Below are 26129 nucleotides of genomic sequence, written 5' to 3'. Positions count from 1 at the left end.
TATTATTCCCCTCCTTGTCCATAGACATGATCTGTCAATGTTGACACACCGGCATATGGTGCATTTTCTGCATAGTCGGTTGCTTCATTTATTTCTTGTTTGATCTTCTCTTCTATTTCTTGATCTTCTGCTTCCGTTAAATAACCTTGTTCGATTAACATATCACGGAATTGGGCAATACCGTCCAGTGTTCGATGATCGGCTACCTCATCTTTTGTACGGTAGGTCATATCATCATCATCACTGGAATGTGGTGTAAGACGGTAGGAAATCGTTTCAATTAAAGTTGGTCCTTCCCCATTTAGTGCCCGCTCATGAGCTTCTTTCACTACACGATAGATTTCTAATGCATCGTTACCATCCACAGTTACACCAGGTATCCCATAGCCAATAGCCCGATCAGAGATGTTCTCACAAGCTACTTGTCGACTCAGCGGCACACTAATCGCGTATTTATTATTCTCTACCATCACAATCATCGGCAATTTATGCACCGCTGCAAAGTTCAAGCCTTCGTGGAAATCTCCTTGATTGGAGGAGCCTTCACCTAACGTCACAAAGGAAACAACGTTGCGCTTTTCCATTTTAGACGCCAGGGCAAACCCTGCTGCATGTGGTACTTGGGTTGTAACAGGTGAAGAGCCGGTTACAATGCGATTCTTCTTCTGTCCATAGTGGCTAGGCATTTGCCGTCCGCCAGAATTAGGGTCTTCTGCTTTCCCATATGCCTGTAAGAAGACTTCTTTCACTGTCATTCCGAAATGAAGGACAACACCTAAATCACGATAATAAGGTAAAACAAAATCTTCATCTTTATTTAAGGCGTAAGAGGCTGCAATTTGTGCTACTTCCTGTCCTTGACAAGAGACAACGAACGGAATACTGCCGGCACGATTTAACAGCCACATACGTTCATCAATTCTTCTTGCCAAGAGCATCTCTTGATACATCGCCACCAGTGTATCCTTACTTAATTCTGCTTGTTTTGTTTGATTAACCATGTAATTTCCTCCCCTCAGCTGCTAGAGCTGCTTCTCCAATAATTTCATTTAAAGATGGATGCGGATAGATTACCTCAGATAACTCTTGGACAGAACTGTCAAAATATTTTGCTAAACTGGCCTGTCCAATTAGCTCGGTCACTTGATCGCCTACCATATGAATACCTAAAAGATCATTTGTTTTACGGTCTTTGATTAATTTCGTAAATCCGTGGACATCACCATTCACATGCGCCTTGCCGATTGCCAGGCCAGAAACCTTTGTCACGGCATAGTCTATCCTTTGTGCCTTCGCCTCCGCTTCCGTAAGGCCTATAACAGCAATTTCTGGATTACTGTAGATACAAGCAGGGATTTCATTTTCTGTCAGCTTACTTGTCGCACTTCCTGTGATATGAGCAATAGCCTGCCTTGCCTCATAGGTTGCAACATGAGCCAGCTGTTTTCCGCCGATCACATCACCGATTGCATAGATATGCGCTTCTTTGGTCTGATAGTGTTGATTTACTCGAACAAAACCTTTGTCATCTAATTCAATATCTGAATTTTCAATACCTATTTTATACGTGTTCGCTTTTCTGCCAATAGCAATGAGCACCTTATCTGCCGTCATTTGTTTTTGACTATTTTGATGCTGGTAGGTAACCGTTACTTGGTCAGTTATTTTCGCTTCTTGCAGGAGGGCTTGTTCCACCACTTGAATCCCTTTTTTCTTTAGGACTTGTTTCATATGTTTGACAACATCTTGATCAAATCCTGGTAATATCTGTTCTTGTGCTTCGATAATCGATACCTGAACTCCTACATCATGCAAAAAGGAAGCCCATTCTAACCCAATTACTCCGCCGCCGACAATAATGATCGACTCCGGTAATTGTTCCATCTGTATTAAATCATCTGATGTTGTAATAAATTGATGGTCTACCTCCATGTTTGGAAGCAAGCTCGGTACAGAACCAGTTGCAATCATCACATTCTTAGGGACGAGAATATCATTCTCCTTATCCCCTTCATATTCCACAGAAATCGAGCCAGCAATCGGTGAGAAAATCGATGGTCCTAAAATCCTGCCATAGCCTGTGTATAAATCAATTTTATTGGAGGGAATTAATTGTTTAACCCCGCTATATAAAGATTGAATAATCTGATTTTTGCGTTCCATTGCTGCCGTTAAATGAAAGGTCGGATCGGTAGTTTCTACACCAAAATCTGCTGCTTGTTTAACTTGTTGGAAGACGGCAGCACTTTTCAATAATGCCTTAGTTGGTATACAGCCTTTATGGAGGCAAGTACCGCCTAATTTATCCTTTTCGACGATAGCCGTCTTTAATCCTGCTTGTGCTGCTTGAATTGCAGCTACATAACCGCCTGTGCCGCCGCCTAGTATTACGAGATCATAATTGATTGCCATTCGCTACATTCCTCTCATTCTTGATATTGCTTCACATCTTCTATACCATTTAATACTCGAAGTGTTCCTTGTGCCAAGGCCAGCATAATATTCTCACCTGGATAGCAGTAAACATCAGCAATCCAGCTCACTTGTCTCAAAATTTGCTCATATAGATAATCATACTCAGCCAAATAACCTGTTAAAACAATTGCCCTGACATCCCCTGCTAAAACAGTACTCATCTTGCCAATTTCCTTTGCCACTTGATAGGCTAATATATCAAATACTTCTTTTACCTTGGCGGTATCTGTACGCCATAGTAAAAATAAATCATTCTTTCTTTCAATACCCAAGTATTCTTTCATACCACTCTTATAAATAATCTGCTGTAAAACCCCTTCCTTCGTTGCACTCGGTTCAAAGCATAGATGAACTAAATCTTTGTTTGGTATACTGCCTGCTCGTTCAAAAGAGAACGGCCCATCTCCATCAAAGCCATTATTGACATCGATGACTTTACCTTGCCGATGTGCCCCGACTGTAACACCGCCGCCCAGATGGGCTACCACAAAATTACATTCCTCATAACGAAGATCCAAGGATTCGGCTAATGAGCGTGCGGCCGATTTCTGATTCAAGGCATGAAAGATACTTTTACGTTCAATAGAGGGTATTCCTGTCTTCTTAGCGATAGCTAGCATTTCATCTACTACAACTGGATCGACAATATAGGCAGATTTATTCCAATCAGAAGCAATTGCAGAGGCCAACAGTGCACCAAGATTAGACACATGTGCACCATAAATGGCTGTCCTTAGATCATCTAACATTTTATCATTCACTAAGTAGGTCCCGCCCTCAATCGGCCGAAGTAATCCCCCGATACCACAAACCGCAGCAATACTGGCGATATCTATTCCTAATGAGTAAACAGACTCTAAAATCAGTTGTTTCCGTTCCTCTAGTTGATCATCTAACTCTTTCTGAATCAATGCTTCTGGTAAGGGAATATTCTTCTCGAACAGACAATCCTCCTGTTCAAATAATGCGATTTGAGTCGTTTCTACCATGGGATTAATCACTAAAATCCGCTGCACATCCTTTTTCTTCATATAACACCTCAATCCATCTGATACTTCTCCATTTTATAATAAAGGTTTCTAATCGATACTCCGAGCGCTTTCGCTGTTTTGGTTTTGTTAAATTGGTGCTTTTTGAGCATTTCATAGATATAGTTCTTCTCATATTGGTCCATAGCAGCTTGTAAAGATAAGGTTTCATCTGCTGTTACGGCAGGAAGATCAAGAGGTTCTTGCTGAATATGTTCTATCCGGACGACCTTCTCTGTGATACTCATCTGCCAAATGATATGCTCCAGTGTTTGCTGTAACTGAGCAATATTCCCCGGCCATTCTAAGCTTTTCCAATAATCAATAACTTGTGGATCAACGGATCGAATATCGCGTTGTAATTGTCTATTATATTGTGCCACTATATCTGCCACTAAGTCATCGAGATCTTCGAGGCGTTCTTTTAACGGTGGTAAGACAATCTGAAAAGTCTGCAAACTTTCATACAGTGGCAAATACCATTCCCTCGGTGACCATATGCTCTCTGTTCCAAACAGTAACCGCACTTGAGTAGTTTCCTTCAAAAAGCGATATAACTCTTTTTGTCGTTCTATATCAGGAATTTCATCCACCTGTAAATACACCGTACCGTCCTTTGCTTCTTGTGTTAACTCGATAAATGTTGCTTCATTTAATTTGGAAACAAAAAAAGGGATAAACGGATGAGCAAAACGATCACTTTGTTGATGGATAGCTTGAGCCAACATCTGTTTACCAGTTCCTTTATCGCCGCGAATAATAATCGAATCGCTCATCTTGGCATAAAGCTTGGCCTGTTCCCTTGCTATATTAATCATATGGCTTGAACCTACTATATCTTCTATAGTTTCTGTTTTTTCCAGTTTTCGTACCAATCGCTTCATCATTTGCAATTCTGTAACAGTATCATGTGATGAATCAATGATCAAATATTGCAGGCAGCCCAGCAGCTTTCCATTGTTTTGCAAAGGCCGGCTGACTAGTTGGACACGTTCAGCTGTCATCGAGTTTGCTGGCAATAAGACTTGACTTTTCTCTCTTCTCGACTTTAATACATCTTTCGCCTGTTGATCAGCCAAATCAGCAAAATATATACTTGTTTGCTGATTTACTTCCTGCCAATGCTCACTCACTAACCATTCCGTCTGATCAGGAAGCAGCACACGAAATTCATGTTGATAGTTGACGAGTAAATGCTGAAATACTTCCTTTTCCAAATCAGAATTGTTAATCATTCTTTCTTGTTCCTGCACATGATCTGTCGTTTCAAACGTTAACATCATCCCTTGTAAGGTACCATTTTCATGTAAGTATGGGGCATACTCGATAATGATCGACTGCTGTGTTTGTTTTATTTTATCAACACGCTCTATGTGTTTATGTAATTGCTTAACCTCTACCATGCAAGGTTCTTCTATTACATCTGCAATTGACATATTCTCTAGCTCATGTAACTTCAATAAAGACTTGGCTTCCTCATTTGCAAATTGTATAAGGCCATCCTTATTAGTGATAATAACACCTACCGTTAGTCTCTCTAGTACATCTTGGTATTTAAAAAATATGTTTGCAGTTATATTCATCACACCTTGCATTTTTTTTCATACTTAAAGAATAAATCACCTTGCAAATAATTGCAAGGAATAGTTCATTCCTTTTATCGACGGTTTTTGCTATAATTTAAGTATTTCCAAGATATCTAGGAGGAAAACCATTGAGATTAATTGCATTAATTATGCTAGTGTTACCTGCATTATTAGCCACTTACGGTATTAAGCTAATGCGTGATGCCTTCTTCGGCGAACTAACGCCGATTTTCTTTCACATTGTCATCCAATTTATTGTCGGGTTAGGACTGTTTGGCGGCGGCCTTTATTTTATCGGCGGCTTTATCTTACATCGAGACCGCAAACGAAAACTTACCAAAGGCGAAAAAAATAACAGGTACTCCTCCTCATAAGCGGAATACCTGTTATTTTTTATGTTAAGAAGTTATTCAAAAAAGTCCGGCCAAAATGATCGTCCAAACACGCCTTTTATTATTCTGATTCGAAGAATATTTTATAAAGCTCTCGCACACATTCCTTTACCTTATCTGCTTTGATTCCGAACATCATCGATACTTCGGAAGAACCTTGATTCATCATTTTAATACTCACGTTGGCATGGGCAAAGGCATGGGTTGCTTTATCAGCGAGACCGATTCCACTGTCCATCCCTTCTCCTACTACCATAATTAACGCCAAGTCTCGTTCAACTGTGACTGTGTCCGGATCTAGTTCTTCCTTAATCCGAGCAATCACTCGCTCTTCTTTTTCCTTGGTCAATCTTGATTCACGGATAATAACCGAAATATCGTCAATTCCTGTTGGTGTATGTTCAAAAGAGATCTCTTCATCTTCTAAGATGGTTAACAACTTACGGCCGAATCCCAGCTCACGGTTCATCAAGTATTTACTTACATAAATACTAATAAAACCTGTATCACTAGCAATACCAACAACTGGATTAGGCTGTGGTTCTTTCTTAGAGACAATAATGGTTCCCATTGCCTGCGGATTATTAGTGTTCTTGATACAAACAGGGATATCTGCTTTAAAAGCAGGGATTAATGCCTCATCATGAAATACTGAAAAGCCTGCATAAGAAAGTTCTCGCATTTCTTTATAGGTTAATGACGTAATTTCCTTTGGATTCTTAACTATCATCGGATTCACACAGTAAACCGAATCTACATCCGTAAAATTCTCATAAAGACTTGCCTTCACTCCCGCTGCTACAATTGAACCGGTAATATCAGATCCGCCTCTTGAAAAAGTGATCAGTTTCCCATCTTTAGAATAACCAAAGAAACCAGGAATTACTACAATTTCTTCGCGATCATGCAATTTGTACAGGTGATCATAGCTTTCTTCAAGAATTTGGGCATTGCCAGGTGTATCACTGACCAAAATACCTGCAGCCTTAGGATTCAGATAGATCGCATTTAGACCAAGCGATTGTAAATAAGCACTTAATACTTTAGCTAATGAATCTTCTCCAGTTGCCTTCAAGGCATCCATCTTTAATTCCGGACTATTATCTGAGCCAAAGATATTTTCTATTCCTGATCTAATCTCCTCAATAATTTTCTCAGAGATATTTAATTCCGTTGTAATCTCTCTAAAACGGTCTAAAATTACCTCTAACTGTTTTTGATAAGGCTCATTTTTTAAATAAACTTCCCCTAATCCGATCAATAAATCAGTGACTTTCACATCATCTGAAAATCGCTTGCCTGGGGCGGAAACTACAATTACTTTTCTCTCTTTATCAGCCTGAATAATATTTGCTACTTTTCGTAATTGTTCTGCATTCGCTACTGAACTTCCACCAAATTTTGCTACTTTCATCTCGTTAACCTCTCCAATTAAAATTATTATATCGACCTGACAATTCCGCAGCCTGCAAAATGCCTCAATAAATAAAAAAGAAGACGAATTTTGTCAGAAGATTACGAAATTGACTCCAATTAAAATATTAACACAATTTCTGTGCAATTGTTAAACAATAAATGGAATCTTCACTAAATTAAACGCCGACTGCCCAGACATGGTATAGAGAATGGCCAGTCTATTTTCTCACTTATGATATTTACCTTAAATCGTTGGAATATATATATTATCTATGCTATCATTTTATAGCACAAGGACAAGAAACATATCTTCGTCACTTAGCTTATCATTCCAAGCAGGAGGAAAGCAGCAACCCGCTAAGTGAATCAGCCATTAACGACGATTTACGGGCGGTTCACTTCGTATCAAAAACAAGAGAATTAACAGCAATGTGTGGAGTGGGAGGTTATTTATTTGAACTTGAAATTTTGGGAAAGTATAACCGTCGATGACTATATAAACCTAGGTATTAGTATCGCTATCATATTAATAGCAGTACTGTTTAGGAAAATTTTCATCAAATATGTTTTTTACTTATTTATACGATTAACGAATAATAAAAAAACGGAATTTCTGAACACTGCCTTAAAGGCTTTTGAAACACCTTTACGCTTTTTATTTGTCTTTCTTGGTATTTACATTGCCATGGCGTATTTTCCGTTTATTAATCAAAAAGGTGAACTCGTTTCTAAGTTCCTAAGTGTATCGATTATTATTACTATCACTTGGTGGTTATGCAATTTATCGTCAAGTTCTTCTTACTTTTTTAAAAAATTAGGCGATACACTTAATTTTGAAGTAGATCAAATCCTGCTGCCCTTTTTATCTAAGGCGGTTCGATTTGTCATTATCGCCATTAGTTTAACTATTATTGCACAAGAATTCGGCTACGATGTCAGCGGCTTTATTGCTGGTTTAGGGCTGGGCGGCTTGGCATTTGCCTTAGCTGCTCAAGAAGTAATCAAGAATTTATTTGGCGGGGTTGTTATTATTACGGAAAAGCCATTCTCCATTGGTGATTGGATTATGACACCTAGTATTGAAGGAACTGTAGAAGATATTAATTTCCGCAGTACGATCATTCGTACATTTGAAGATTCCTTGGTTACCATACCCAATTCCACTTTATCGAATGAACCGATTACGAACTGGAGCCAGATGAACAAACGCCGCATTTCCTTTGATTTACGGTTAACATATGATACAACTCGAGAAGAATTAGATAGAGTCTTAAAAAGTATTGAAAGTTATTTAGAGCAAAATGAAGCCATTCATCCTGAAACCATTTTTGTAAAGTTTAATGAGTACGGAGAAAGCAGTATCGATGTCATGCTTTATTTCTTTACGAAGACTACAGTCTGGGAAGAACACTTAAACGTCAAAGAAGAAGTAAACTTCAAAATTTTGGAGATCTTAGAACAAGCAAATGTATCCATTGCCTACCCTGCTCGTTCCGTATATATGAATGAGCCAAAATATGGGCAGGAACCCTTTGGAGATCAGGATTAATCCATTCATCAACACCCCTTAAAGGACGGCAGTATACTTAGTAATTGGAATAAAAATGCAGCATGGGGGGCTTGTCAAGCTTAAGCATGACAAGCCCCTTTAATATAAAGTAAACCTAACTATTTAGTCCTCTCTAGATATCAACGGATATTTTACCAAAAGGAAGTCGAACAAAAAAGAACGTATTTATCTACTACTTACAGGACAAAAAGAGTTAACGGTTGGGCAACGCAAGTTAGAGGAAAGACAAGATAAATTAGTGGATGGGCAAGAAGAATTATACAAAGAAGTTAGAAACCTAACAGAAGGACAAGCCGATCTGCGCAAAGAAGTACGAGAGGTTAGACGGGATGTGCCGATCACTTCGCCAATCTTGTCGGGGGTATACAGCAAAGGTGGATCGCAATCTTGAGATTATCCGAAGCTAGACCGCCAAAATCTCAGAAAAAGCATAAGAAAGAAAGTAAACAAAGGAATACGCACAGTACTATGCATACTAGCGGAAGAGTTCCACAAAAAGGACGTCTCCTAGCGATAGCTAAGAGGCGTCCTTTTTTAAATTGTTAAGTTATTTAACGAAGCGTGTTTTCGAAAATGATTAAATAGCTCTCCATCTAGGAAATCTAAGAAGATTTTCTCTGTTACTTTTACAGACCCGAATATTGATGTCTTAATCCATTCACGAATTTAATTACCTTGATTGGCACTATCTGCCATATAATCGTCAACTTTAATTAAAAATCAAACAAAAATCTTCCTCCTTTTTTCTTAAGCAACCAACAAAAAAGTTTATGGTTTACGAAAAGAAGCTTATAAGCCTGATTTCTAAGTCCATAGAGTTATCGCTGTCATTTTACGATAAACTTATCGCTAAATATACCTGCTTCGTATCAGTATTAACTAGCTCTATGCTCCAAGCGCAGACGGTCAGCAACCATTGCAATAAATTCGGAATTGGTTGGCTTTGCCTTCGATACACTTACCGTATAACCAAATAAAGAAGAGATCGAATCCATATTCCCTCTGCTCCACGCCACTTCAATTGCATGCCTGATTGCTCGTTCCACTCGAGAAGCAGTTGTCTTATACTTGGAAGCGATATCTGGATAAAGTACTTTCGTTATGGAGCCAAGCAACTCAATATCATTGTAAACCATCGTAATGGCCTCTCTTAAATACATATATCCCTTAATATGAGCTGGTACACCAATCTCATGAATAATATGTGTAATATTTGCTTCTAAATCAAATTTTTTCCTTTGAGTGCTAGAAGATGAAGAACTTTCTGCTTGAACGGATGCTTTCGTGCCATGAACCTGTTTAATCTGTTCGGCAAGATACTCCAAATCAAATGGCTTTAAAATAAAATACGAAGCACCTAAATTTACTGCCTTTTTTGTTACTTCTTCTTGACCAAATGCAGTCAACATAATCACATTAATATGCTTTGTATTATTGTTTTGCTTGATCTTAGACAGCACAGCTAAACCATCTATATGCGGCATTATGATATCCAATACAATCACATCGGGTTGAATGTCTTCTAATTTATCCAGGCATTCCTTTCCATTATAAGCCGTTGCAACTACTTCTAAGTCAGCTTGATCCTCTAAGTATTCCTCCATTAACTCCACAAGTTCACGATTATCATCCACTAACATAACCTTTGTATTTCCCACAAAAAATCCTCCTTCAAAATCTGTTCTAAACATTATTTTTGTCATAAATAATACTTTCGACAGTCATTAGAAAAATCCTTCTTTTATTGTAAAAAACTTACTTCCATTTTTCGACACATGTGTTTGTCGAAAATTCTTTAATATCTTTAGGGTAACAAATTTTGTTAATTTTTTCAACATCTTTCTCATCTAAAGTGAAAATTTTACAAACACAACAAAAAGCCCGTTTCTTCATTCGAAACGAGCTTATCCGTCATTTTATTAACTGGCTTGCTGCTTTTCTTGTTTATAGATATCAATTCCTGCTTCATTTAACATCCACTCAATGTGTACACCATACCCACTTGTCGGATCATTAACAAAAACATGTGTAACGGCCCCAACTATTTTATCATTTTGAATAATGGGACTTCCACTCATCCCTTGTACAATTCCACCTGTTTTCTCTAATAAGCGCTGGTCGGTAATCTCAATAATAAGACCTTTTGTTGCAGGGGCTGTTTGATTTAAACTATTCACAATTTCTACATCAAAAGCTTCCACTTCTTCTCCTTCAATTACTGTTAGTATTTGAGCTGGGCCTTCTTCCACTTCATTTGGTAATGCAATGGACATTGGTTTTGACCACTTACTTTCTGAAGGAGTTTCATTTAAGGTTCCAAAGATACCGAATGGGGAATTCTTGGTAATGTTCCCTAACTGAGAATCCCTTAGAACAAAATCGGCTTTCTTTTCGCCGGGGACTCCATGCTGGCCTTTTTTAATATCGGTTATTTCAGATCGTACAATTGTGCCATTATCTATTTCAACCGGTTTTCTCGTATCCATATCGGAAATAATATGTCCTAATGCACCGTATTTATTAGAAGCAGGGTCAAAAAATGTCATCGTCCCTATACCGGCAGCTGAATCACGAATATAAATTCCAATCCGATAATCCTTTTCTTTTTCATCATATGCCGGTTTTAATTCGGTTTCGATCACTTGATTGGAACGTTTAATGGTAACGGCTAAGCTTTTATTCGCTTCGCCTGCTTCTAATACTAATGGTTCTACTTCTTTCATGCTTTTTATTTCTTTATCATTAATCGAAAGAATGTTGTCGCCCACTTGAATATCTGCTTCTTCTCCGGGTGAGATTGTCCCATCTTTAGTGGATACTAAGTGGTGGCCAACAACTAAGACCCCTTGAGTATGGAGATTAATACCAACGGAATGTCCTCCAGGAATGATTTTAAAATCGTCATACACTTCCAAATTTGTCTTTTTAACTGGAACATCATTCAACGTGTAAATCAATTCATGATGATCATTTTCGTGTACTTCATACCCGTTTAAATCAGTAGCATACTGAGCCTGCTGGCCGGAAGAAGTGGAAACCGTGATATGCTCATCTAAAGCTTGCATTAGTTCTGATTGTGGTTGAGCTAAGGTTTTGACATGGGTGGGAATCGAAAGATATATCTGAAATGGTGTGTACCATGGAAGTAAACATAAGGTGACAAGGAGTAATAACCCTATCGCTTTTCTAAAAAAACTTCTCTTCACATTTTCACCCTCCTTGTAGTCCAGATAATTAATCTGTATCTTTAATTTGACCTTAAAGGGTGGATTTTAAACCCGTAAAACATAACAAAAACAAGGGAAGATTACCACTAAGAAAATTAGCATAAATGCTAAAACCAAAGGAGACTGATGGCAATTGGGATATTTCGCCACACTGCTGATTTTTTCGTTTGTCCTGAAATGAAATATAAACATGCTCGGATACACGTAAAAACCTAAGGCCGGATTCCCATACCTTAGGTTAACTGTCTTCGCCTCTTTGTTTTATTAGTGTCTTTGATGATTCATTTCAATTAATTCTTTGGCATGCGTCTTTGAAGCTTCTGTTAATTCATTTCCGGTGATCATTTTTCCAATTTCATCGACTCGCTCTTGGAATGATAATTCCTGAATTGTCGTATGTGTACGGTTATGGTCCACTACTTTTTCAATTTTTAGATGGGTGTCTGCAATCGAAGCTACCTGTGGTAAATGTGTGATGCAGAGCACTTGGGATCCTTTGGAGATGTTGTATATTTTCTCAGCCATAGCTTGGGCCACTCTGCCGCTTACACCGGTATCTACTTCATCAAAAATAACACTGGTAATTCCTTGATGCTTAGAGAAAATATTTTTTAAGGCCAGCATTATTCGTGACATCTCCCCTCCAGAAGCAATTTTAGCCAATTCTTTGACTGGTTCCCCAGGATTTGTTGAGATAAGGAAGTTCACTTGATCTAAGCCATGGCCGTGTGGCTGTACATCTTTTCCTTCAAAAAAGATGCCGCCAGCTTTAGCAGGGATAGAAACATCTATTGTGAATACTGCCTTTTCCAAATACAGATCCTGTAATTCTGCCAGTACAGCTTGCTCTAAATCGCTTGCAGTCTTTTTCCGTAAAGCATGTAACTCTTTGGCCTCTAGAAGCATATCATTGGTCAGTTCGCGTAATGTTTCGGAAAGATTGGCCAAATGCTGATCACGGTTTCTTATTTCTTCCAACTCTTCTTCCACTGTAGCACTATAGGTCATAATTTCTTCCACCGTTGGACCGTATTTACGCTTCAACTGATCAATTTCATGCAGCCTGGCTTCAATTTCTGCAAGCCGTGCAGGATCATAATCCATCGAATCAACAAATTGACGGATCGAATAAGAAATTTCTTCGATCATAAAATAATGATCGACATACTTTTGATGCATTTGCTGAATATCCTTATTATATTCTCCTGCTGTTTCCAAATTATTCGCTGCCATCGACAGCCAATCCAATGCTTTTTGCTCACCATGAAGAGAATTATAAGCCGTATTTAATGCCTGATGAGTTTGTTCAAAATGATGCAAATGATTTCGTTCTTCCGTCAGCATAATATCTTCATCCGGCTCTAACTCTGCCTGCTGGATTTCATTTAATTGGAACTCCAGTAAATCTAATCGCTGTGCTAATTCTCGCTCATTTTTATTGGTTGCTTCCAATTTGCTTGTTAATTCTTTGTATTGTGTATAGTAAGCTTGATATTCTTGTTTAAAGGCGGGGTGATTAGATTGAAGAAACTGATCAAGCAGTTCAATATGTTTTTCTTGGTTCAACAAGGCTTGTGTCTCATGCTGGCTATGGATATCCAATATCGATTGTCCAATCTCTTTTAAAATAGCCAAGGTCGTTAGTTTACCATTAATACGGCAAATACTCTTTCCACTTTCTGAAATCGTTCTTTGTAACACCAGCATCTGATCGTCTTTGATCTCAAAACCGAGCTCTTGTGTTTTATTGTAAACCGGATGCTTCGTGTCTTCTAATATAAATAAGCCTTCAATTTCTGCCTTTTTTTCACCATGACGCACATAGTCAACCGAACCTCTGCCTCCAACTAATAAGCCTAATGCATCAATAATAATCGACTTTCCAGCACCTGTTTCACCTGTTAAAACAGTCAACCCCTTATGAAAGGAAATCGACAATTGATCAATAATTGCAAAATTTTTGATGGATAATTCGGCTAACATCTATTCCACACCCTTACAACATATCTAGAAATTTTTCTTTTAATTCATTTGCTTCTTCTGTTGTTTTGCAGATGATCAAGATCGTATCATCTCCACATATAGAGCCAACAATTTCTTCCCAACCAAGATTATCGATCAGTGCCCCCATGGCCTGAGCATTACCTGGCAAAGTTTTCATTACAATAAAATGGGTGGCTGTATCTATACTGATAAAAGCATCCATAATAAAACGTCTTAATTTATTTAATGGATTAAATCTTTGATCTGCCGGCAAACTATACTTATATCTCCCATTACTACCAGGAACCTTTACTAAGTGTAATTCTTTAATATCACGAGAAATAGTAGCTTGTGTAATACCATACCCTCGGTTTCTTAATTCTGCCACTAGATCGTCTTGGGTTTCGATCTCATTCTCAGTAATAATTTCACGAATTTTAATTTGTCGTTGTGCTTTGTTCATCTACATGCTCCTCCAGCTTTGCGTATTGACAACTTTATGACGGTACAAACCACTTACAAGATCTCCCAACCCTGTCTGAAGACTAAATATTACATTACTGATGGCACTTCGTATTTATTGTTTAAGCTCCTTATGGGCCTGAGCAACCACTTGTCCAGCCAATAATGATATGTCTTCAGGTTCCATTTCCGGATCGGCTTTTTTAAGTAATGCCAGAAATTCGATATTGCCATCTCCTCCTGTTATAGGAGAGTAGGTCACATCAGTCACTTGAAATCCTGTTTCCTGCGCAAATATTAGTATCTTCTCAATAACTTGTTGATGGATGTCTGGGTCTCTTACAATCCCTTTCTTGCCTACTTGGTCTCTGCCTGCCTCAAATTGAGGCTTAATCAGGATAACAGCCATACTATTCTCCGTTAATAGTTGATATAACGGAGGCAAGATAAGTTTCAAGGAAATAAAAGAAACATCCACAGAAGCAAAGGTAGGTTCTTCCTCTGTTAACATGTCTGGAGTAACATGGCGAAAGTTCGTTCGTTCCATGACCACAACTCTTGGATCATTACGCAACTTCCATTCTAATTGATTGTAACCGACATCTATAGCATAACTTAGTTTCACACCATGCTGCAGGGCACAGTCGGTAAAACCGCCAGTAGACGAACCTACATCTACCATCACTTGACCTCGTAAATCCAATTTAAAATAGTTAATTGCTTGTTCTAATTTCAAGCCACCCCGCCCAACATACGGTATAACTTTGCCTTTAATCTCTAATGGTATGTCTTCTACTACCTTTGTGCCTGGTTTATCCAGACGCTGACCTTCTGAAAACACAAGGCCAGCCATTATTGTTCTTTTTGCTTTCTCTCTGGAATCGATCAGTCCTCGATCGACAATTAACTGATCTAAACGTTTTTTAGTCATTTATCATCATGCCCTTTTTTGCTTATCGTTACTCTCAGAAATAAGTTCTTTCATTTCTAAGATGATTTGTTCTTTTGTTAGGTGAACTTCATTTAGTAACTCTTTCACACTACCATGTTCAATAAAACGATCAGGCAGCCCCATACGACGGATAGATGGCTTATAATCGTGTTCCTCAGCAAATTCTAACACAGCACTTCCGAATCCGCCTTGAAGTACCGCTTCTTCCACTGTTAGAATTGGTAAATGCCTACCCATACGCTCATGCAACAAATTCTCATCCAATGGTTTAATAAATCTGGCATTGACGACCTCTACATGAATGCCTTGTTTCTTCAACAAATCACTTGCCTCCATGGCCATGCCTATCGTAGTACCAAACGTTAAGATAACAGCATCTGTTCCCTGCTTTAATACTTCCCAAGAACCAATTGGTAAACATTCGCGTTTTTCATCCATTTTTACTCCTAATCCGTTTCCTCGTGGAAAACGCAAGGCAATTGGACCATCATTATATGCCATCGCCGTATGAACCATGTGCTGGCATTCGTTCTCATCTTTCGGCATCATAAGAACCATGTTTGGTAAATGACGCAAAAAGGCAATATCAAATACCCCTTGATGTGTTTCTCCATCCGCCCCTACTAATCCAGCACGGTCAATTCCAAATGCAACATTTAAATTCTGACGACACACATCATGTACTAATTGGTCATACGCTCTTTGTAAAAAGGTGGAATAAATCGCCAAGAAAGGTTTCATACCTTGAGTAGCCATACCTGCAGACAATGTAACTGCATGTTGTTCGGCAATCCCCACATCATGTAAGCGGTCAGGAAATCTTGCTTGGAATTTCTCTAATTTGGAACCTAAAATCATTGCAGGTGTAATCACAGCAATCCGGTCATCATCAGCTGCTTCTAATTCTAACGCATCACTTACCACTTGGCTCCATGCTGGCGCTGCATCTACAGGCTTGATTTTTTCACCAGAATCAATTTTGTATGGGCCTACTCCGTGCCATTTATCTTTCTCATCTAATTCAGCAGGACTATACCCTTTTCCTTTTTGGGTAATCACATGGACAATAACAGGACCTTTCGTTTTGCTGGCATATTTTAAATTTTCTTCTAAATTTTTAAAATCATGACCATCAACTGGACCAAAATAGGTAAAACCGAACTCTTCGAACAACATGCCTGGAACCATAAAATATTTCATGCTATCCTTAATTCTCTCGGCCGTCTGGGCGATCTTACCACCTACAGCTGGTATCTTTTTTAATAGGAGTTCTAATTCATCTTTGACACGCTTATATTTACCGGCACTTCTCATTCTGCCTAGAGCATTGTGCAGTGCCCCTACATTACCAGCGATCGACATCTCATTATCGTTCAGAATAACGGTTATATCTCTTTTCTCATGTCCAATATGATTTAAAGCCTCTAGTGCCATTCCGCCTGTTAATGCACCGTCGCCAATGATTGGAATCACAGCATGATCTTCTTTTTTCATATCACGGGCAATGGCCATCCCCATCGCAGCAGACAAAGAGGTAGAACTATGTCCTGTTTCCCAGACATCATGTTCGCTTTCTATCATTTTCGGAAAACCGCATAACCCTTTGTATTGTCTTAACGTATCAAACTGATCTGTTCTTCCCGTCAATATTTTATGAATATAAGATTGGTGACCGACGTCAAATAAAAGCTTATCCGTTGGACTGTTGAAATGTTTGTGCAAGGCCAGTGTCAATTCCACCACACCTAGGTTAGCCCCTAGATGGCCACCCGTTACCGAAAGCTTTTCAATCAAAAATTGACGAATTTCTGCTGCTAATACTTCTAATTGTTCAGGTGTTAATTCTTTCAAGAAACTTGGATTTTGTATCTTGGTTAGATCCATAAAGGAATCCTCCCTATCTTTTTTCATAATTTGTTATTTCATCGATAATACTTTCATTTTAAGTTTTTCCTCAAGAAATGCAAAGATTTTATCAGCAAAAAATAATTTTTGTTGAGTAATTAATGTGCGTGTTCAGAAAGTTCGATAAAACGGGCCATCATTGGTTAAGTTCGCAACATCGTGTGCGTCGGCAGGCTAAAGCCATGACGTCCTGTCATAACGCCTGCACTAAGTTCAAGGCGGCGCCGTATTTTTATTGGATTTTTTGAAGAACCTCTTAATGGCAAAGAACTTACCTATTGCTCTACCCCCTGTTGTTAAAGCATCTACTGTAATAGTAACCGTAACATTAATAACTACAAAAGCAAAGGATCCCTGTTTGCTAATTGTAATACATCAATAGCAGAGGCGGTACCCACTTATTATACCAGAAATACCGCCAATTACATCATTACAAAAACTCGTAAACCGATCTGCATGTCGAACAATCAATAACCCTGCAATGGACTTGCTTTACTAAGCCGCTAGGAAAAACAATTGAAAAAATAGCCGCTAACACAAACGTGATAACGGCGATACGGAAACTAAATTTGACTGATCTTTTTAGTTGTTTTCTGTTCCTATATAAGTGGAATGGTCACCTAAAAGGTTAAAACTGTGACCTAAGTTCAGTAGGTTCCAGACAGGTACCGAGTGTCTGGCTGTTTCCTCTAAACACACTATAAGCTGGACCGGATTACCACTTCGTCCACATAATAATCCTTTTTAAACATCCTGTTCAAGTTTAGAACATGCACTATTATAACATGATCCGTATACTTGCTCAATATTACTGATTACGCTCACTAATGTATTGACAAACTCGAGCTAAATCACTATGCTCCAACTCTAGCTGTCTTAATGCCTCCATAGCCTGGGATACATATTGTTCTTTATGCTGTTTTGCCCCTTCCAGACCAAGAAGGCTAGTATAAGTGCTTTTATCGTTTACGGCGTCACTTCCGATTTGTTTACCTGTTATTGCTTGATCTCCTTCTACATCCAAAATATCATCCTGGATTTGGAAGATAAGTCCTACATAATCTCCAAACACCTTAATCTTCTGCATTTGAACAACAGATGCTTTTGCCAAAAATCCGCCGACCTCGATAGCAAATGAAATCAGTCTCCCTGTTTTCAAACGATGAATTTGCTCCAATTCAGCGATAGAAATTTCACGATTTTCAGCTTGCATATCTAAATATTGACCTGCAACCATTCCTTCCAAACCGCTTGCTTGAGCTAACATGGATACGATATAACTCTTTTCCCGATCAGAATAGCACTCTGCTTGAGTGATCAGCTGAAAGCTATTAGCTAACAATCCATCTCCTGCAAGAATGGCTGTTGCCTCATCGAATTTCTTATGATTAGTCAACTGTCCCCTGCGGAATTCGTCGTCATCCATTGCGGGAAGATCGTCGTGTATTAGTGAATACGTATGAACCATTTCTAACGCTATCGCTGCAGGATAAATTCGTTCCTCATCCCCATTTAAACCCTTGCACATCAACTTCATTAAAATAGGGCGAATTCGTTTCCCTCCTGCCCTAATAGAGTATAGAACAGATTCCTTTAAACGGTCTGGAGCAGAAAAGGTTTCAATACAGCTTATTAATGCATCTGTAAATTTTTGTTGTTCTGTCTCCAATAATTGATTAATTGCTATCTTCACCTACTCCTCCTCCTGTCCCTCAATCTGAAACAATTCGCGGCTTTCATCTTTATGTAGGATTTCTTTCATTTGCTTTTCGGCATTAGTAAGTTTATCATGACAAATTTTAGATAATTTAGCACCCTCTGTATAGTATTCCATCGCTTGCTCTAAAGGTACCTCTCCTTCCTCCATTTTGTTGACAATTGTTTCAAGCTTTTCCAATGCTTCTTCAAAGGACAATTTGTCATAATTTCCCTTCATTTTCTTCACCCTTTCTGACTTCTTTTACTATGGCAGATAACGCTCCATCTGAAATTTGAACAGTAATGGCTTCCTTTTCTTTGACAGAGGAGACGCTTTTAATAATCTGGTTGTGCTGATCATAAGCAATCGCATATCCTCTTCTCATGGTATGAATTGGATTCAACAGATCCAATTGTGTCAATTGATCATTGAATTTATTTGTTTTCCATTCTAGTTGCTGCTTTAGTACTCGATCCAGCTGTTTTAATTGATGATCTAATCGTTCTTTTTGCTGGTTTACTTGTTTAAGGAGATCAAAGCGTTTCAGACGAGTATCGATAAATTTCCAATAATCTCGTTTTGTTTGCAGTGTTCTTTGCATTTGTTTTATCAGTTTGTCGACATTATCGACCAATTGCTGTTCTTTCTCAAGTATTAACCGCTCTGGATACTTAAATACATAAGCATTGTCCATTAACTTCAATTTATCGTCTGCCAATCGTAATTTTGTATGCACTTGCTGCAGCAATGCTTGCTCCATCTGTTTCACCTTCTCCATTAAATCCAGCTGGGAAGGAACAGCTAATTCAGCTGCTGCTGTAGGTGTCGGTGCTCTAAGATCAGCAACCATATCACTGATAGTTGTGTCTGTCTCATGTCCAACAGCAGATATAACTGGTTTCTTCGATTGAAAAATGGCTCGTGCAACCGCCTCTTCATTAAAACTCCATAACTCTTCTAAGGAGCCTCCTCCTCGACCTGTAATAATAAGATCCACTTCTGGCAGGTCATTTGCTTTTTGGATACCTTCTACAATGGAGGCAGCTGCTTGATTACCTTGTACCAACACTGGAATAATTAATACACTTGCTATCGGAAAGCGTCTTTCCAATGTTGTCAGAATGTCCCTGATCGCAGCTCCAGTAGGAGAAGTTATCACAGCGATTTGCTGAGGATATTTCGGCAATGTTTGTTTATGTATGGGATCAAATAGTCCTTCTTTTGCTAATTTTTCTTTTAATTGTTCAAACGCTAAATAAAATGCCCCAATCCCATCAGGCTGCATTTCTTGAATATATAGCTGATACTGGCCTTGTGATTCAAATACACTAACAAAGCCCTTTATCAAGACAGACATACCATTTTCTGGAACAAAGGATAACCCACTGCTATGGCGGTTAAACATCACCGCCCTGATATTGGCATGGTCATCCTTGATCGTCATATACATATGACCTCTGGAATGGTGTTTAAAATTGGAGATCTCTCCTCTTAACCAAAGCTCATTTAAATGCTCATCTACATCGAACTTCTTCTTGATATATTTTGTTAATGCCGTAACAGATAAATATTGATCTTCCACCATCTCATTCCTTTGCCTGTAATTTGCGCATGTACAACTGGGATCAGACAGCACCATAAATTATTCATTCGTCACATACAGCTGATAACTGGTGCTCGGCCAAGAAATACACTTGGTATTATACTACTCAGCTAAGTTGGTACCCGTCCGGTCTTTCTATATTTTTTATCGTGGAACAAAAGGTCATTCTGTTTAAAGAATGACCTTCAGCTTTAAGTGTGTGTTCAATACCAACTGTCCTAATAGACGTCGCTACCCATGAAAAACTTTAGCCGCCTTCCTAATTTGGTCGATTCATGTGAATCATTGGATTTAGACGAATCACCAAATGCAACCAGTGGATCAGACTTTTTGAACAACCTATTTAATATAAATTATTTCATTCAGTACTTGTTTTAGAGGAGACCATTTGCTTTTTTCGCCGACTTGATCGTATTGTGCATAAGCATGGTAATTGTCATTGGTCCAACACCCCTCGGCACTGGGGTAATGAAGCTTGCTTTCTCCGCCGCGGAGTCAAAGTCTACATCACCTGTCAAGGACCCGTCTTCAATACGGTTGACACCGACATCAATCACCACAGCACCTTCTTTGATGTGATCTCCATTGACAAAATGCGCTTTGCCTACTGCAACAATCAAAATATCTGCCATAGCTATAAATTTTTCCATATCTTTCGTACGAGAATGACAATAAGTAACCGTAGCATTCTCCGCAAGCAGTAATTGTCCTACCGGTTTCCCAACAATATTGCTTCGCCCAATAATGACTGCATGCTTACCCTCGATCTCAATTTGTTTCGATTGCAGCATTTTTATAATTCCGTATGGTGTACACGGATAAAAAGTATCTTTACCAGTCATCATTCGCCCAATGCTGATAGGATGAAAACCATCGACATCTTTATCAGGAGATATCGCCTCAATAACGAGTTGTTCATCGATATGGTCAGGTAAAGGCAGCTGAACTAAAATACCATGGACAGAATCTTTAGTATTTAATTCATCGATTAAGCCTAGTAATTCTTCCTGAGTCGTTTCAGCTGGTAATTCAATTAACTCCGAGGCTACCCCTACATAATCGGAAGCTTTCTGTTTTCCTTTCACATAAGATTTTGATGCTGGATCATCACCAATTAACACAACCGTTAATCCAGGTATGATGCCTTTTGACCTTAATTCATTTACTTCTTCTTTCATCTCATCTCTTAATGATTGTGCAAGTTCATTACCATAAATAACTTCTGCCGTCACTTGACTTCCCCCTATTTCATCATTTTCGATAAAACACCATTAATAAATTTACCAGATTTATCATCACCAAATACATGCGCTAATTCAATCGCTTCGTTTATAATAACACTCTCTGGTGCATCTTTATAGTAAAATAATTCATAAGTAGCCATTCGCAGTAAGGTGCGTTCTACTGCTGCAATCCTTCCTAATGACCATTTCTCTAAATGTGATTTAATCTTCTCATCGATTTCACTTTTATGATCAACAACACCTTTTACAATCGCAAGTAAAAATGCGTCCGATTCTTCACCGTCTAAAATATGTTCCGTTGTAGCTTGTACATCATAACCTTCCGAGTCTAATGAAAATAAAATTTGTAATGCCTTCTCACGTGCTGTTCTTCGCTTCATTAACGTTCCCTACTCCTTATCACGATCTATTCTTCCTCATCAAATAATATCATGTTACGCAGCAGATTGCTACCGAATCCTGTTAATCCAATGAAAAAAACCGTAATGATTGTTTTGATTTGTCTTCTCACTTTATCCTTATCTTAACCACTTGTTCACATACACCCAAAGCAAATAGAAAATCGAGACAAGATGAAACGATAAGTCTAATTTTTCATGGTGGTATGAATTGAAGCTAATTTACAACAAAAGAAGGGCGATCCATGTTTATAGATCACCCTTTTTGTAGTATCTATTCGTTTTTGTCCTGTGCTTCAGCATAAAGGGAATACTTTCGCTCACTCTGTATCTTCAGCCTTCTGTCCTTCAGCAGCAGGGATAGTGTTCACCCCTACCACATGTACATTGACTTGTGATATGCGAATTCCCGTCATGGTCTCGATGGCTTGTTTCACGTGTTCTTGCAGCTGTTTCGCAATCGTTGGTATCGTGTAACCAAAAGTAATAACAATATATACCTCTATATCTACTGCTTTTTCTGATAATTCCAGCTTAATTCCTTTACCATGTGTCTTTTTGCCTAACCGTTCGGCTACATCCGACGCAAAGTTCCCTCTCATACTTGCTACACCCGGAACCTTCTCAGCAGCAATGCTGGCAATAACCTCTAACACCTCAGGAGCAATCTCTACTTTTCCCAGCGTTGATATATCACCAACACGTAATAATGCACCTTCTGACATGAGAATCCCTCCTTGTTTGAGTGGCTTATTCTTCTTCCATTATACTATATTTCTCTAAAAATCTCGTATTAAAGTCACCATCTACAAACACTGGATGTACCATCATTCTCCGATGGAAGGGAATGGTAGTGTGTATACCTTCCACAATAAATTCATCGAGAGCTCGTTTCATTCGATCAACTGCTTCTTTTCTAGTCGCGCCATATGTAATCAGTTTAGCAATCATCGAATCATAGTATGGAGGAATTTGGTATCCTGAATAAACAGCAGAATCAACTCTTACACCAAGTCCGCCTGGCGGTAAGTACATCTCAATTCTGCCTGGAGATGGCATAAAATCTTTGGCAGGGTTCTCTGCATTAATTCGGCACTCGATCGCCCAGCCATCAAATTTTACATCTTCTTGCTTGATACTTAGCGCCTCATTATTAGCGATTTTTAACTGCTCTTTAATCAAATCGATCCCTGTGACCATCTCTGTAACAGGATGCTCTACTTGAATACGTGTATTCATCTCCATAAAATAGAACTTGTTATCTGTCTGATCATAAATAAATTCAATCGTGCCTGCACCAGAATATTCAACGGCTTTTGCAGCCTGAACAGCAGCCTGTCCCATCTCGTCACGAGTAGCTTCATCAATGGCAGGTGAAGGAGTTTCTTCAATCAGCTTCTGCAAACGGCGTTGTACCGTACAGTCTCTTTCTCCTAAATGGATTACATTGCCATGATTATCTGCTAATACTTGAATCTCCACATGGCGGAAATCTTCAATGAATTTCTCCAGATATACACCCGGGTTGCCAAATGCCTTTTCTGCTTCATTTTGTGTCACTTGAATGCCTTTGATTAACTCTTCTTCTGTTCGCGCGACCCGGATTCCTTTACCGCCGCCACCAGCGGTTGCTTTAATAATAACTGGGTAGCCAATTTCTTGGGCCACTCGCATACCTTGTTCCGGATTTTCAATAATCCCATTAGATCCCGGCACTACTGGTACACCAGCTTCTTTCATTGTTTCTCTGGCAACATCTTTCGTTCCCATCTTCTGAATAGCGTAAGCACTCGGACCAACAAATGTTACATTACAGGCTGCACAAATTTCAGCAAAGTCGGCATTTTCTGATAAAAAGCCATAACCTGGATGAATGGCATCTGTATCTGTTAATGTGGCAACACTCATAATATTAGTAAAATTCAAATAGCTGTCTGAACTTGATTTAGGTCCTATACAATAAGCCTCATCCGCTAATTGAACATGGAGTGCCTCGCTGTCTGCTTCTGAATAAACTGCTACCGTCCGGATTCCCATTTCTTTTGCTGAACGAATAATTCGAACGGCAATCTCACCACGGTTCGCAATTAACAGTTTTTTTATCACAATGTCATCCCCTTACGCATTCTTGATTCGGAACAGTGGCTGACCGTATTCTACTAGCTCACCGTTTTCCACTAATATTTCTGTAATGGTTCCCTTTACATCTGCTTCGATCTCATTAAATAATTTCATCGCTTCTACAATACAAACAATGGTATCTTCTTTCACATGATCACCTTGTTGTACATAAGCAGGCTGGTCTGGTGATGGGGAACTATAGAATGTTCCAACCATTGGGGATACTATTTCATGATCATAATCAGCTGCGGCTGACTGTGGCTCTTCTTTCGCCTCTGGCTGACTATTTTGCCGTTCTTGTGTTAAAAGCTCTTCTGCTGGTGCTAGTTGTGGAGCCTCATTTACAGCAGCAGGAGCTTGAGGTGCGGCATTTACCACAGATACTTGTTTATTCTTTTTTACTTTGATTTTCTCTCCATTAACTTCATAAGTAAATTCATCAATAGATGATTGATCTAATTGTTCAATTAGTTGTTTAATTTCTTGTATTGTTAACATAATTGCACTCCTTCGTTATTTAATACAGTTAATATCAGGTGCTAAGATCTTCTTTTAACATTTTACGCAATCCTAAACTAAACTGCAACTATTGTTTTTAAGTTAGTCAAAAATCGAGTTATTTCCTGCTCCCTGACAGCCGCTCTTTCCCCAGATAAATCAATTTTTTATTCCACCTGTTTACACCGTATAAATGAAGGTAATCACACTAAAATAAAAAGAACCTGTCGTATGATTGCAACAGGTTCGGTTCAACTATACTGTTTCGTATCCTCTCAGGACAGCAGATAACGGTGACAGATATTTGGATAGCAGCGAAATACTCCCTTGCTCATTACTATTTATTGATACACCACATCAATCTTCACTTCACCAAATTCTTCTTTTGCTTGCTGGATAATATCATTGGCTTCTTCTGCTGTCATCTCTTCTGACTGCACAGTAATCACCACATTATCTTCCGACACATTACGCACTAATACCTCTTCATAACCGTTTAGTGACTTTAATTGCTCTTCTAATAATCCTTCTTTATTATCCATTGTTTCAATTTCTTTCATGGCTTCATAAGCTTGATTCTTCTCATCTGAAGTGCTTTCACTGGAAGCAACAATCGATTGGAGCCGTTCTTTCTCCATACTGCGCTGATTACTGATCTCCATTCGAACCGAAGCGAAGTATTCTTCCAAATCAGCTACTGTGCTTTCGCCTTCTGTACCTTCTTCATTAAGCCCCTCATCTGCCTGTTGAAGCAGCTCATCTATTTCTTCAGAGCTAAATGTCTGGTCTGTCATTTCGTCTACATTTTGTTCATCAAATAAAGCCAAATCTCCTTCTCTTGGGGCGTTCAAATAATACACACTTAATACAATCATTAAACTGACCATTGTCAATAACCAAATAGTTTGCTTTTTCCACATTATACATAACCTCCCATTATTCTTTTGGCATCACCGATACACGATGTACTGGCACATCTAACACCTTGGAAACAGCTTCATTTACTGATTTCTTGCGTTCTATGTTATCCACCCCATTAGCAACGACCAACACCCCCCTGACATTTGGTTTCTTTGTCTGTACCAAAAGCGGTACTTCCTTCTCTCCTTGACGGACAATTACGATAGTCTGCTCTCTTGTCTCATCATCAATTTTTCTATTGCCGCCATTTTGATCAGTTTCATTAGTTACTTGTGTACCTATTACCAGATTCTTTTGATAAACTTGTTCATTTGTTGCATCTAAATTAATCATCACTTCCACCGATGAGATACCCGCTATTTTCTCTAATAGTTGTGTTAGATCTTCCTCATACGCCTTTTCCAGCTCGGTAATCTCGGCAGTTGCGTTCGGTTCAGCCGTTTGCTTCCATGTCTCTTCATCTTCAGAGGCGCCAATTACATTAGGCGGCTCAATCGGAGGCTGAGTGTCCTGATTGTTTTGAAAAATATTGCTGACAATCAAGATGAGCACTGCCGCTAGTACGATAAGTGCAATATACTGTACTCTGGTCGGCTTTTTTCCATTTCCTTTTAAACGTGAAAAGATACCTTCCAGCCATTTTGTCACA

At 38.8% G+C, this 26129-nt stretch carries 24 protein-coding genes; 3 read left to right on the top strand and 21 right to left on the bottom strand.

Features of this window, described 5'->3' with window-relative positions; all coding sequences use genetic code 11:
* Positions 1–2: 2 nt before the first annotated feature.
* The 4 genes from JOD18_RS00595 to JOD18_RS00580 are packed head-to-tail and all read right to left on the bottom strand — an operon-like array spanning position 3 to position 5086.
* Positions 3–1001 (bottom strand): thiamine pyrophosphate-dependent dehydrogenase E1 component subunit alpha, encoded by a 999-nt coding sequence (locus JOD18_RS00595; RefSeq protein ID WP_204666943.1) that lies wholly within the window; start codon positions 999–1001, stop codon positions 3–5.
* Positions 994–2412 carry a dihydrolipoyl dehydrogenase gene (gene lpdA / locus JOD18_RS00590; RefSeq protein ID WP_204666942.1) on the bottom strand — a complete coding sequence of 473 codons (1419 nt, stop codon included), beginning with the start codon at positions 2410–2412 and terminating at the stop codon, positions 994–996. The genes JOD18_RS00595 and lpdA overlap by 8 nt, the downstream gene beginning before the upstream one ends.
* Positions 2413–2426: 14 nt before the next feature.
* Positions 2427–3506, bottom strand: a complete 1080-nt coding sequence (gene buk, locus JOD18_RS00585) for a butyrate kinase (RefSeq protein WP_204666941.1) — start codon at positions 3504–3506, stop codon at positions 2427–2429.
* An 8-nt stretch (positions 3507–3514) separates the two neighbouring features.
* Positions 3515–5086 (bottom strand): AAA-type ATPase lid domain-containing protein, encoded by a 1572-nt coding sequence (locus JOD18_RS00580; RefSeq protein WP_204666940.1) that lies wholly within the window; start codon positions 5084–5086, stop codon positions 3515–3517.
* 131 nt (positions 5087–5217) lie between these two features.
* Here JOD18_RS00580 and JOD18_RS00575 point away from each other — a divergent pair, with 131 nt between their 5' ends.
* Positions 5218–5463, top strand: a complete 246-nt coding sequence (locus JOD18_RS00575; RefSeq protein ID WP_204666939.1) for a DUF2627 domain-containing protein — start codon at positions 5218–5220, stop codon at positions 5461–5463.
* A 79-nt stretch (positions 5464–5542) separates the two neighbouring features.
* Here the strand turns inward: JOD18_RS00575 and JOD18_RS00570 are convergent, their stop codons facing one another.
* Positions 5543–6895: an aspartate kinase gene (locus JOD18_RS00570; protein ID WP_204666938.1), complete on the bottom strand. Its 1353-nt coding sequence runs from the start codon at positions 6893–6895 to the stop codon at positions 5543–5545.
* 456 nt (positions 6896–7351) lie between these two features.
* On the opposite strand from JOD18_RS00570, the gene JOD18_RS00565 reads away from it, so the two are divergent.
* Entirely contained in the window at positions 7352–8446 is a 1095-nt protein-coding gene (locus JOD18_RS00565) for a mechanosensitive ion channel family protein (RefSeq protein WP_204666937.1), read from the top strand.
* A gap of 259 nt (positions 8447–8705) precedes the next feature.
* Positions 8706–8858 carry a hypothetical protein gene (locus JOD18_RS00560; RefSeq protein ID WP_204666936.1) on the top strand — a complete coding sequence of 51 codons (153 nt, stop codon included), beginning with the start codon at positions 8706–8708 and terminating at the stop codon, positions 8856–8858.
* Between the two features lie 484 nt (positions 8859–9342).
* Here JOD18_RS00560 and spo0A read toward each other — a convergent pair whose 3' ends face one another.
* From spo0A to spoIIIAG, 16 genes are all read right to left on the bottom strand, one after another.
* Positions 9343–10125, bottom strand: coding sequence for a sporulation transcription factor Spo0A (gene spo0A / locus JOD18_RS00555; RefSeq protein ID WP_204666935.1), 783 nt, complete (start codon positions 10123–10125; stop codon positions 9343–9345).
* A gap of 261 nt (positions 10126–10386) precedes the next feature.
* Positions 10387–11673: a SpoIVB peptidase gene (gene spoIVB / locus JOD18_RS00550; protein ID WP_204666934.1), complete on the bottom strand. Its 1287-nt coding sequence runs from the start codon at positions 11671–11673 to the stop codon at positions 10387–10389.
* Between the two features lie 285 nt (positions 11674–11958).
* Positions 11959–13677 (bottom strand): DNA repair protein RecN, encoded by a 1719-nt coding sequence (recN, locus tag JOD18_RS00545; protein WP_204666933.1) that lies wholly within the window; start codon positions 13675–13677, stop codon positions 11959–11961.
* Positions 13678–13690: 13 nt separating this feature from the next.
* Positions 13691–14140 (bottom strand): transcriptional regulator AhrC/ArgR, encoded by a 450-nt coding sequence (gene ahrC / locus JOD18_RS00540; RefSeq protein ID WP_204666932.1) that lies wholly within the window; start codon positions 14138–14140, stop codon positions 13691–13693.
* 114 nt (positions 14141–14254) lie between these two features.
* On the bottom strand, positions 14255–15070 hold the full coding sequence (locus tag JOD18_RS00535) for a TlyA family RNA methyltransferase (RefSeq protein ID WP_204666931.1): 816 nt from the start codon (positions 15068–15070) through the stop codon (positions 14255–14257).
* Positions 15071–15076: 6 nt separating this feature from the next.
* Positions 15077–16975, bottom strand: coding sequence for a 1-deoxy-D-xylulose-5-phosphate synthase (gene dxs, locus JOD18_RS00530; protein ID WP_204666930.1), 1899 nt, complete (start codon positions 16973–16975; stop codon positions 15077–15079).
* Positions 16976–17804: 829 nt separating this feature from the next.
* A complete protein-coding gene (locus JOD18_RS00525) occupies positions 17805–18689 on the bottom strand; it encodes a farnesyl diphosphate synthase (RefSeq protein WP_204666929.1) in 885 nt (294 codons plus the stop codon).
* Complete coding sequence (gene xseB / locus JOD18_RS00520) at positions 18690–18932, bottom strand: exodeoxyribonuclease VII small subunit (protein ID WP_204666928.1); 243 nt, start codon at positions 18930–18932, stop codon at positions 18690–18692.
* A complete protein-coding gene (gene xseA, locus JOD18_RS00515) occupies positions 18916–20277 on the bottom strand; it encodes an exodeoxyribonuclease VII large subunit (RefSeq protein WP_204666927.1) in 1362 nt (453 codons plus the stop codon). Before xseA ends, xseB begins: the two co-directional genes overlap by 17 nt.
* 395 nt (positions 20278–20672) lie before the next feature.
* The gene (gene folD / locus JOD18_RS00510) at positions 20673–21530 is read right to left on the bottom strand and encodes a bifunctional methylenetetrahydrofolate dehydrogenase/methenyltetrahydrofolate cyclohydrolase FolD (protein WP_204666926.1); all 858 of its coding nucleotides are present in this window, start codon (positions 21528–21530) and stop codon (positions 20673–20675) included.
* Positions 21531–21541: 11 nt separating this feature from the next.
* Entirely contained in the window at positions 21542–21922 is a 381-nt protein-coding gene (nusB, locus tag JOD18_RS00505; protein WP_204666925.1) for a transcription antitermination factor NusB, read from the bottom strand.
* Between the two features lie 338 nt (positions 21923–22260).
* Positions 22261–22665: an Asp23/Gls24 family envelope stress response protein gene (locus tag JOD18_RS00500; RefSeq protein ID WP_204666924.1), complete on the bottom strand. Its 405-nt coding sequence runs from the start codon at positions 22663–22665 to the stop codon at positions 22261–22263.
* A 25-nt stretch (positions 22666–22690) separates the two neighbouring features.
* Positions 22691–24046, bottom strand: coding sequence for an acetyl-CoA carboxylase biotin carboxylase subunit (gene accC, locus JOD18_RS00495; protein ID WP_204666923.1), 1356 nt, complete (start codon positions 24044–24046; stop codon positions 22691–22693).
* A gap of 12 nt (positions 24047–24058) precedes the next feature.
* The gene (accB, locus tag JOD18_RS00490) at positions 24059–24559 is read right to left on the bottom strand and encodes an acetyl-CoA carboxylase biotin carboxyl carrier protein (RefSeq protein ID WP_204666922.1); all 501 of its coding nucleotides are present in this window, start codon (positions 24557–24559) and stop codon (positions 24059–24061) included.
* Positions 24560–24900: 341 nt separating this feature from the next.
* Complete coding sequence (locus JOD18_RS00485) at positions 24901–25479, bottom strand: SpoIIIAH-like family protein (RefSeq protein ID WP_204666921.1); 579 nt, start codon at positions 25477–25479, stop codon at positions 24901–24903.
* Positions 25480–25495: 16 nt separating this feature from the next.
* On the bottom strand, positions 25496–26128 hold the full coding sequence (gene spoIIIAG / locus JOD18_RS00480; RefSeq protein ID WP_204666920.1) for a stage III sporulation protein AG: 633 nt from the start codon (positions 26126–26128) through the stop codon (positions 25496–25498).
* Between the last annotated feature and the right edge of the window lies 1 nt (position 26129).

Source organism: Gracilibacillus alcaliphilus, assembly GCF_016909015.1.
Classification (GTDB): domain Bacteria; phylum Bacillota; class Bacilli; order Bacillales; family Amphibacillaceae; genus Gracilibacillus; species Gracilibacillus alcaliphilus.
Note: the sequence above shows the minus strand (reverse complement) of the source record. Positions and strands in the feature narration are given on the sequence as shown.

Bases quoted from the DNA above. Each gene is read 5' to 3' on its own strand.
- JOD18_RS00595 (WP_204666943.1), bottom strand. From the start codon at position 1,001: ATGGTTAATCAAACAAAACAAGCAGAATTAAGTAAGGATACACTGGTG.
- lpdA (WP_204666942.1), bottom strand. From the start codon at position 2,412: ATGGCAATCAATTATGATCTCGTAATACTAGGCGGCGGCACAGGCGGT.
- buk (WP_204666941.1), bottom strand. From the start codon at position 3,506: ATGAAGAAAAAGGATGTGCAGCGGATTTTAGTGATTAATCCCATGGTA.
- JOD18_RS00580 (WP_204666940.1), bottom strand. From the start codon at position 5,086: ATGAATATAACTGCAAACATATTTTTTAAATACCAAGATGTACTAGAG.
- JOD18_RS00570 (WP_204666938.1), bottom strand. From the start codon at position 6,895: ATGAAAGTAGCAAAATTTGGTGGAAGTTCAGTAGCGAATGCAGAACAA.
- recN (WP_204666933.1), bottom strand. From the start codon at position 13,677: ATGTTAGCCGAATTATCCATCAAAAATTTTGCAATTATTGATCAATTG.
- ahrC (WP_204666932.1), bottom strand. From the start codon at position 14,140: ATGAACAAAGCACAACGACAAATTAAAATTCGTGAAATTATTACTGAG.
- JOD18_RS00535 (WP_204666931.1), bottom strand. From the start codon at position 15,070: ATGACTAAAAAACGTTTAGATCAGTTAATTGTCGATCGAGGACTGATC.
- dxs (WP_204666930.1), bottom strand. From the start codon at position 16,975: ATGGATCTAACCAAGATACAAAATCCAAGTTTCTTGAAAGAATTAACA.
- xseB (WP_204666928.1), bottom strand. From the start codon at position 18,932: ATGAAGGGAAATTATGACAAATTGTCCTTTGAAGAAGCATTGGAAAAG.
- nusB (WP_204666925.1), bottom strand. From the start codon at position 21,922: ATGAAGCGAAGAACAGCACGTGAGAAGGCATTACAAATTTTATTTTCA.
- JOD18_RS00500 (WP_204666924.1), bottom strand. From the start codon at position 22,665: ATGTCAGAAGGTGCATTATTACGTGTTGGTGATATATCAACGCTGGGA.
- accB (WP_204666922.1), bottom strand. From the start codon at position 24,559: ATGTTAACAATACAAGAAATTAAACAACTAATTGAACAATTAGATCAA.
- JOD18_RS00485 (WP_204666921.1), bottom strand. From the start codon at position 25,479: ATGTGGAAAAAGCAAACTATTTGGTTATTGACAATGGTCAGTTTAATG.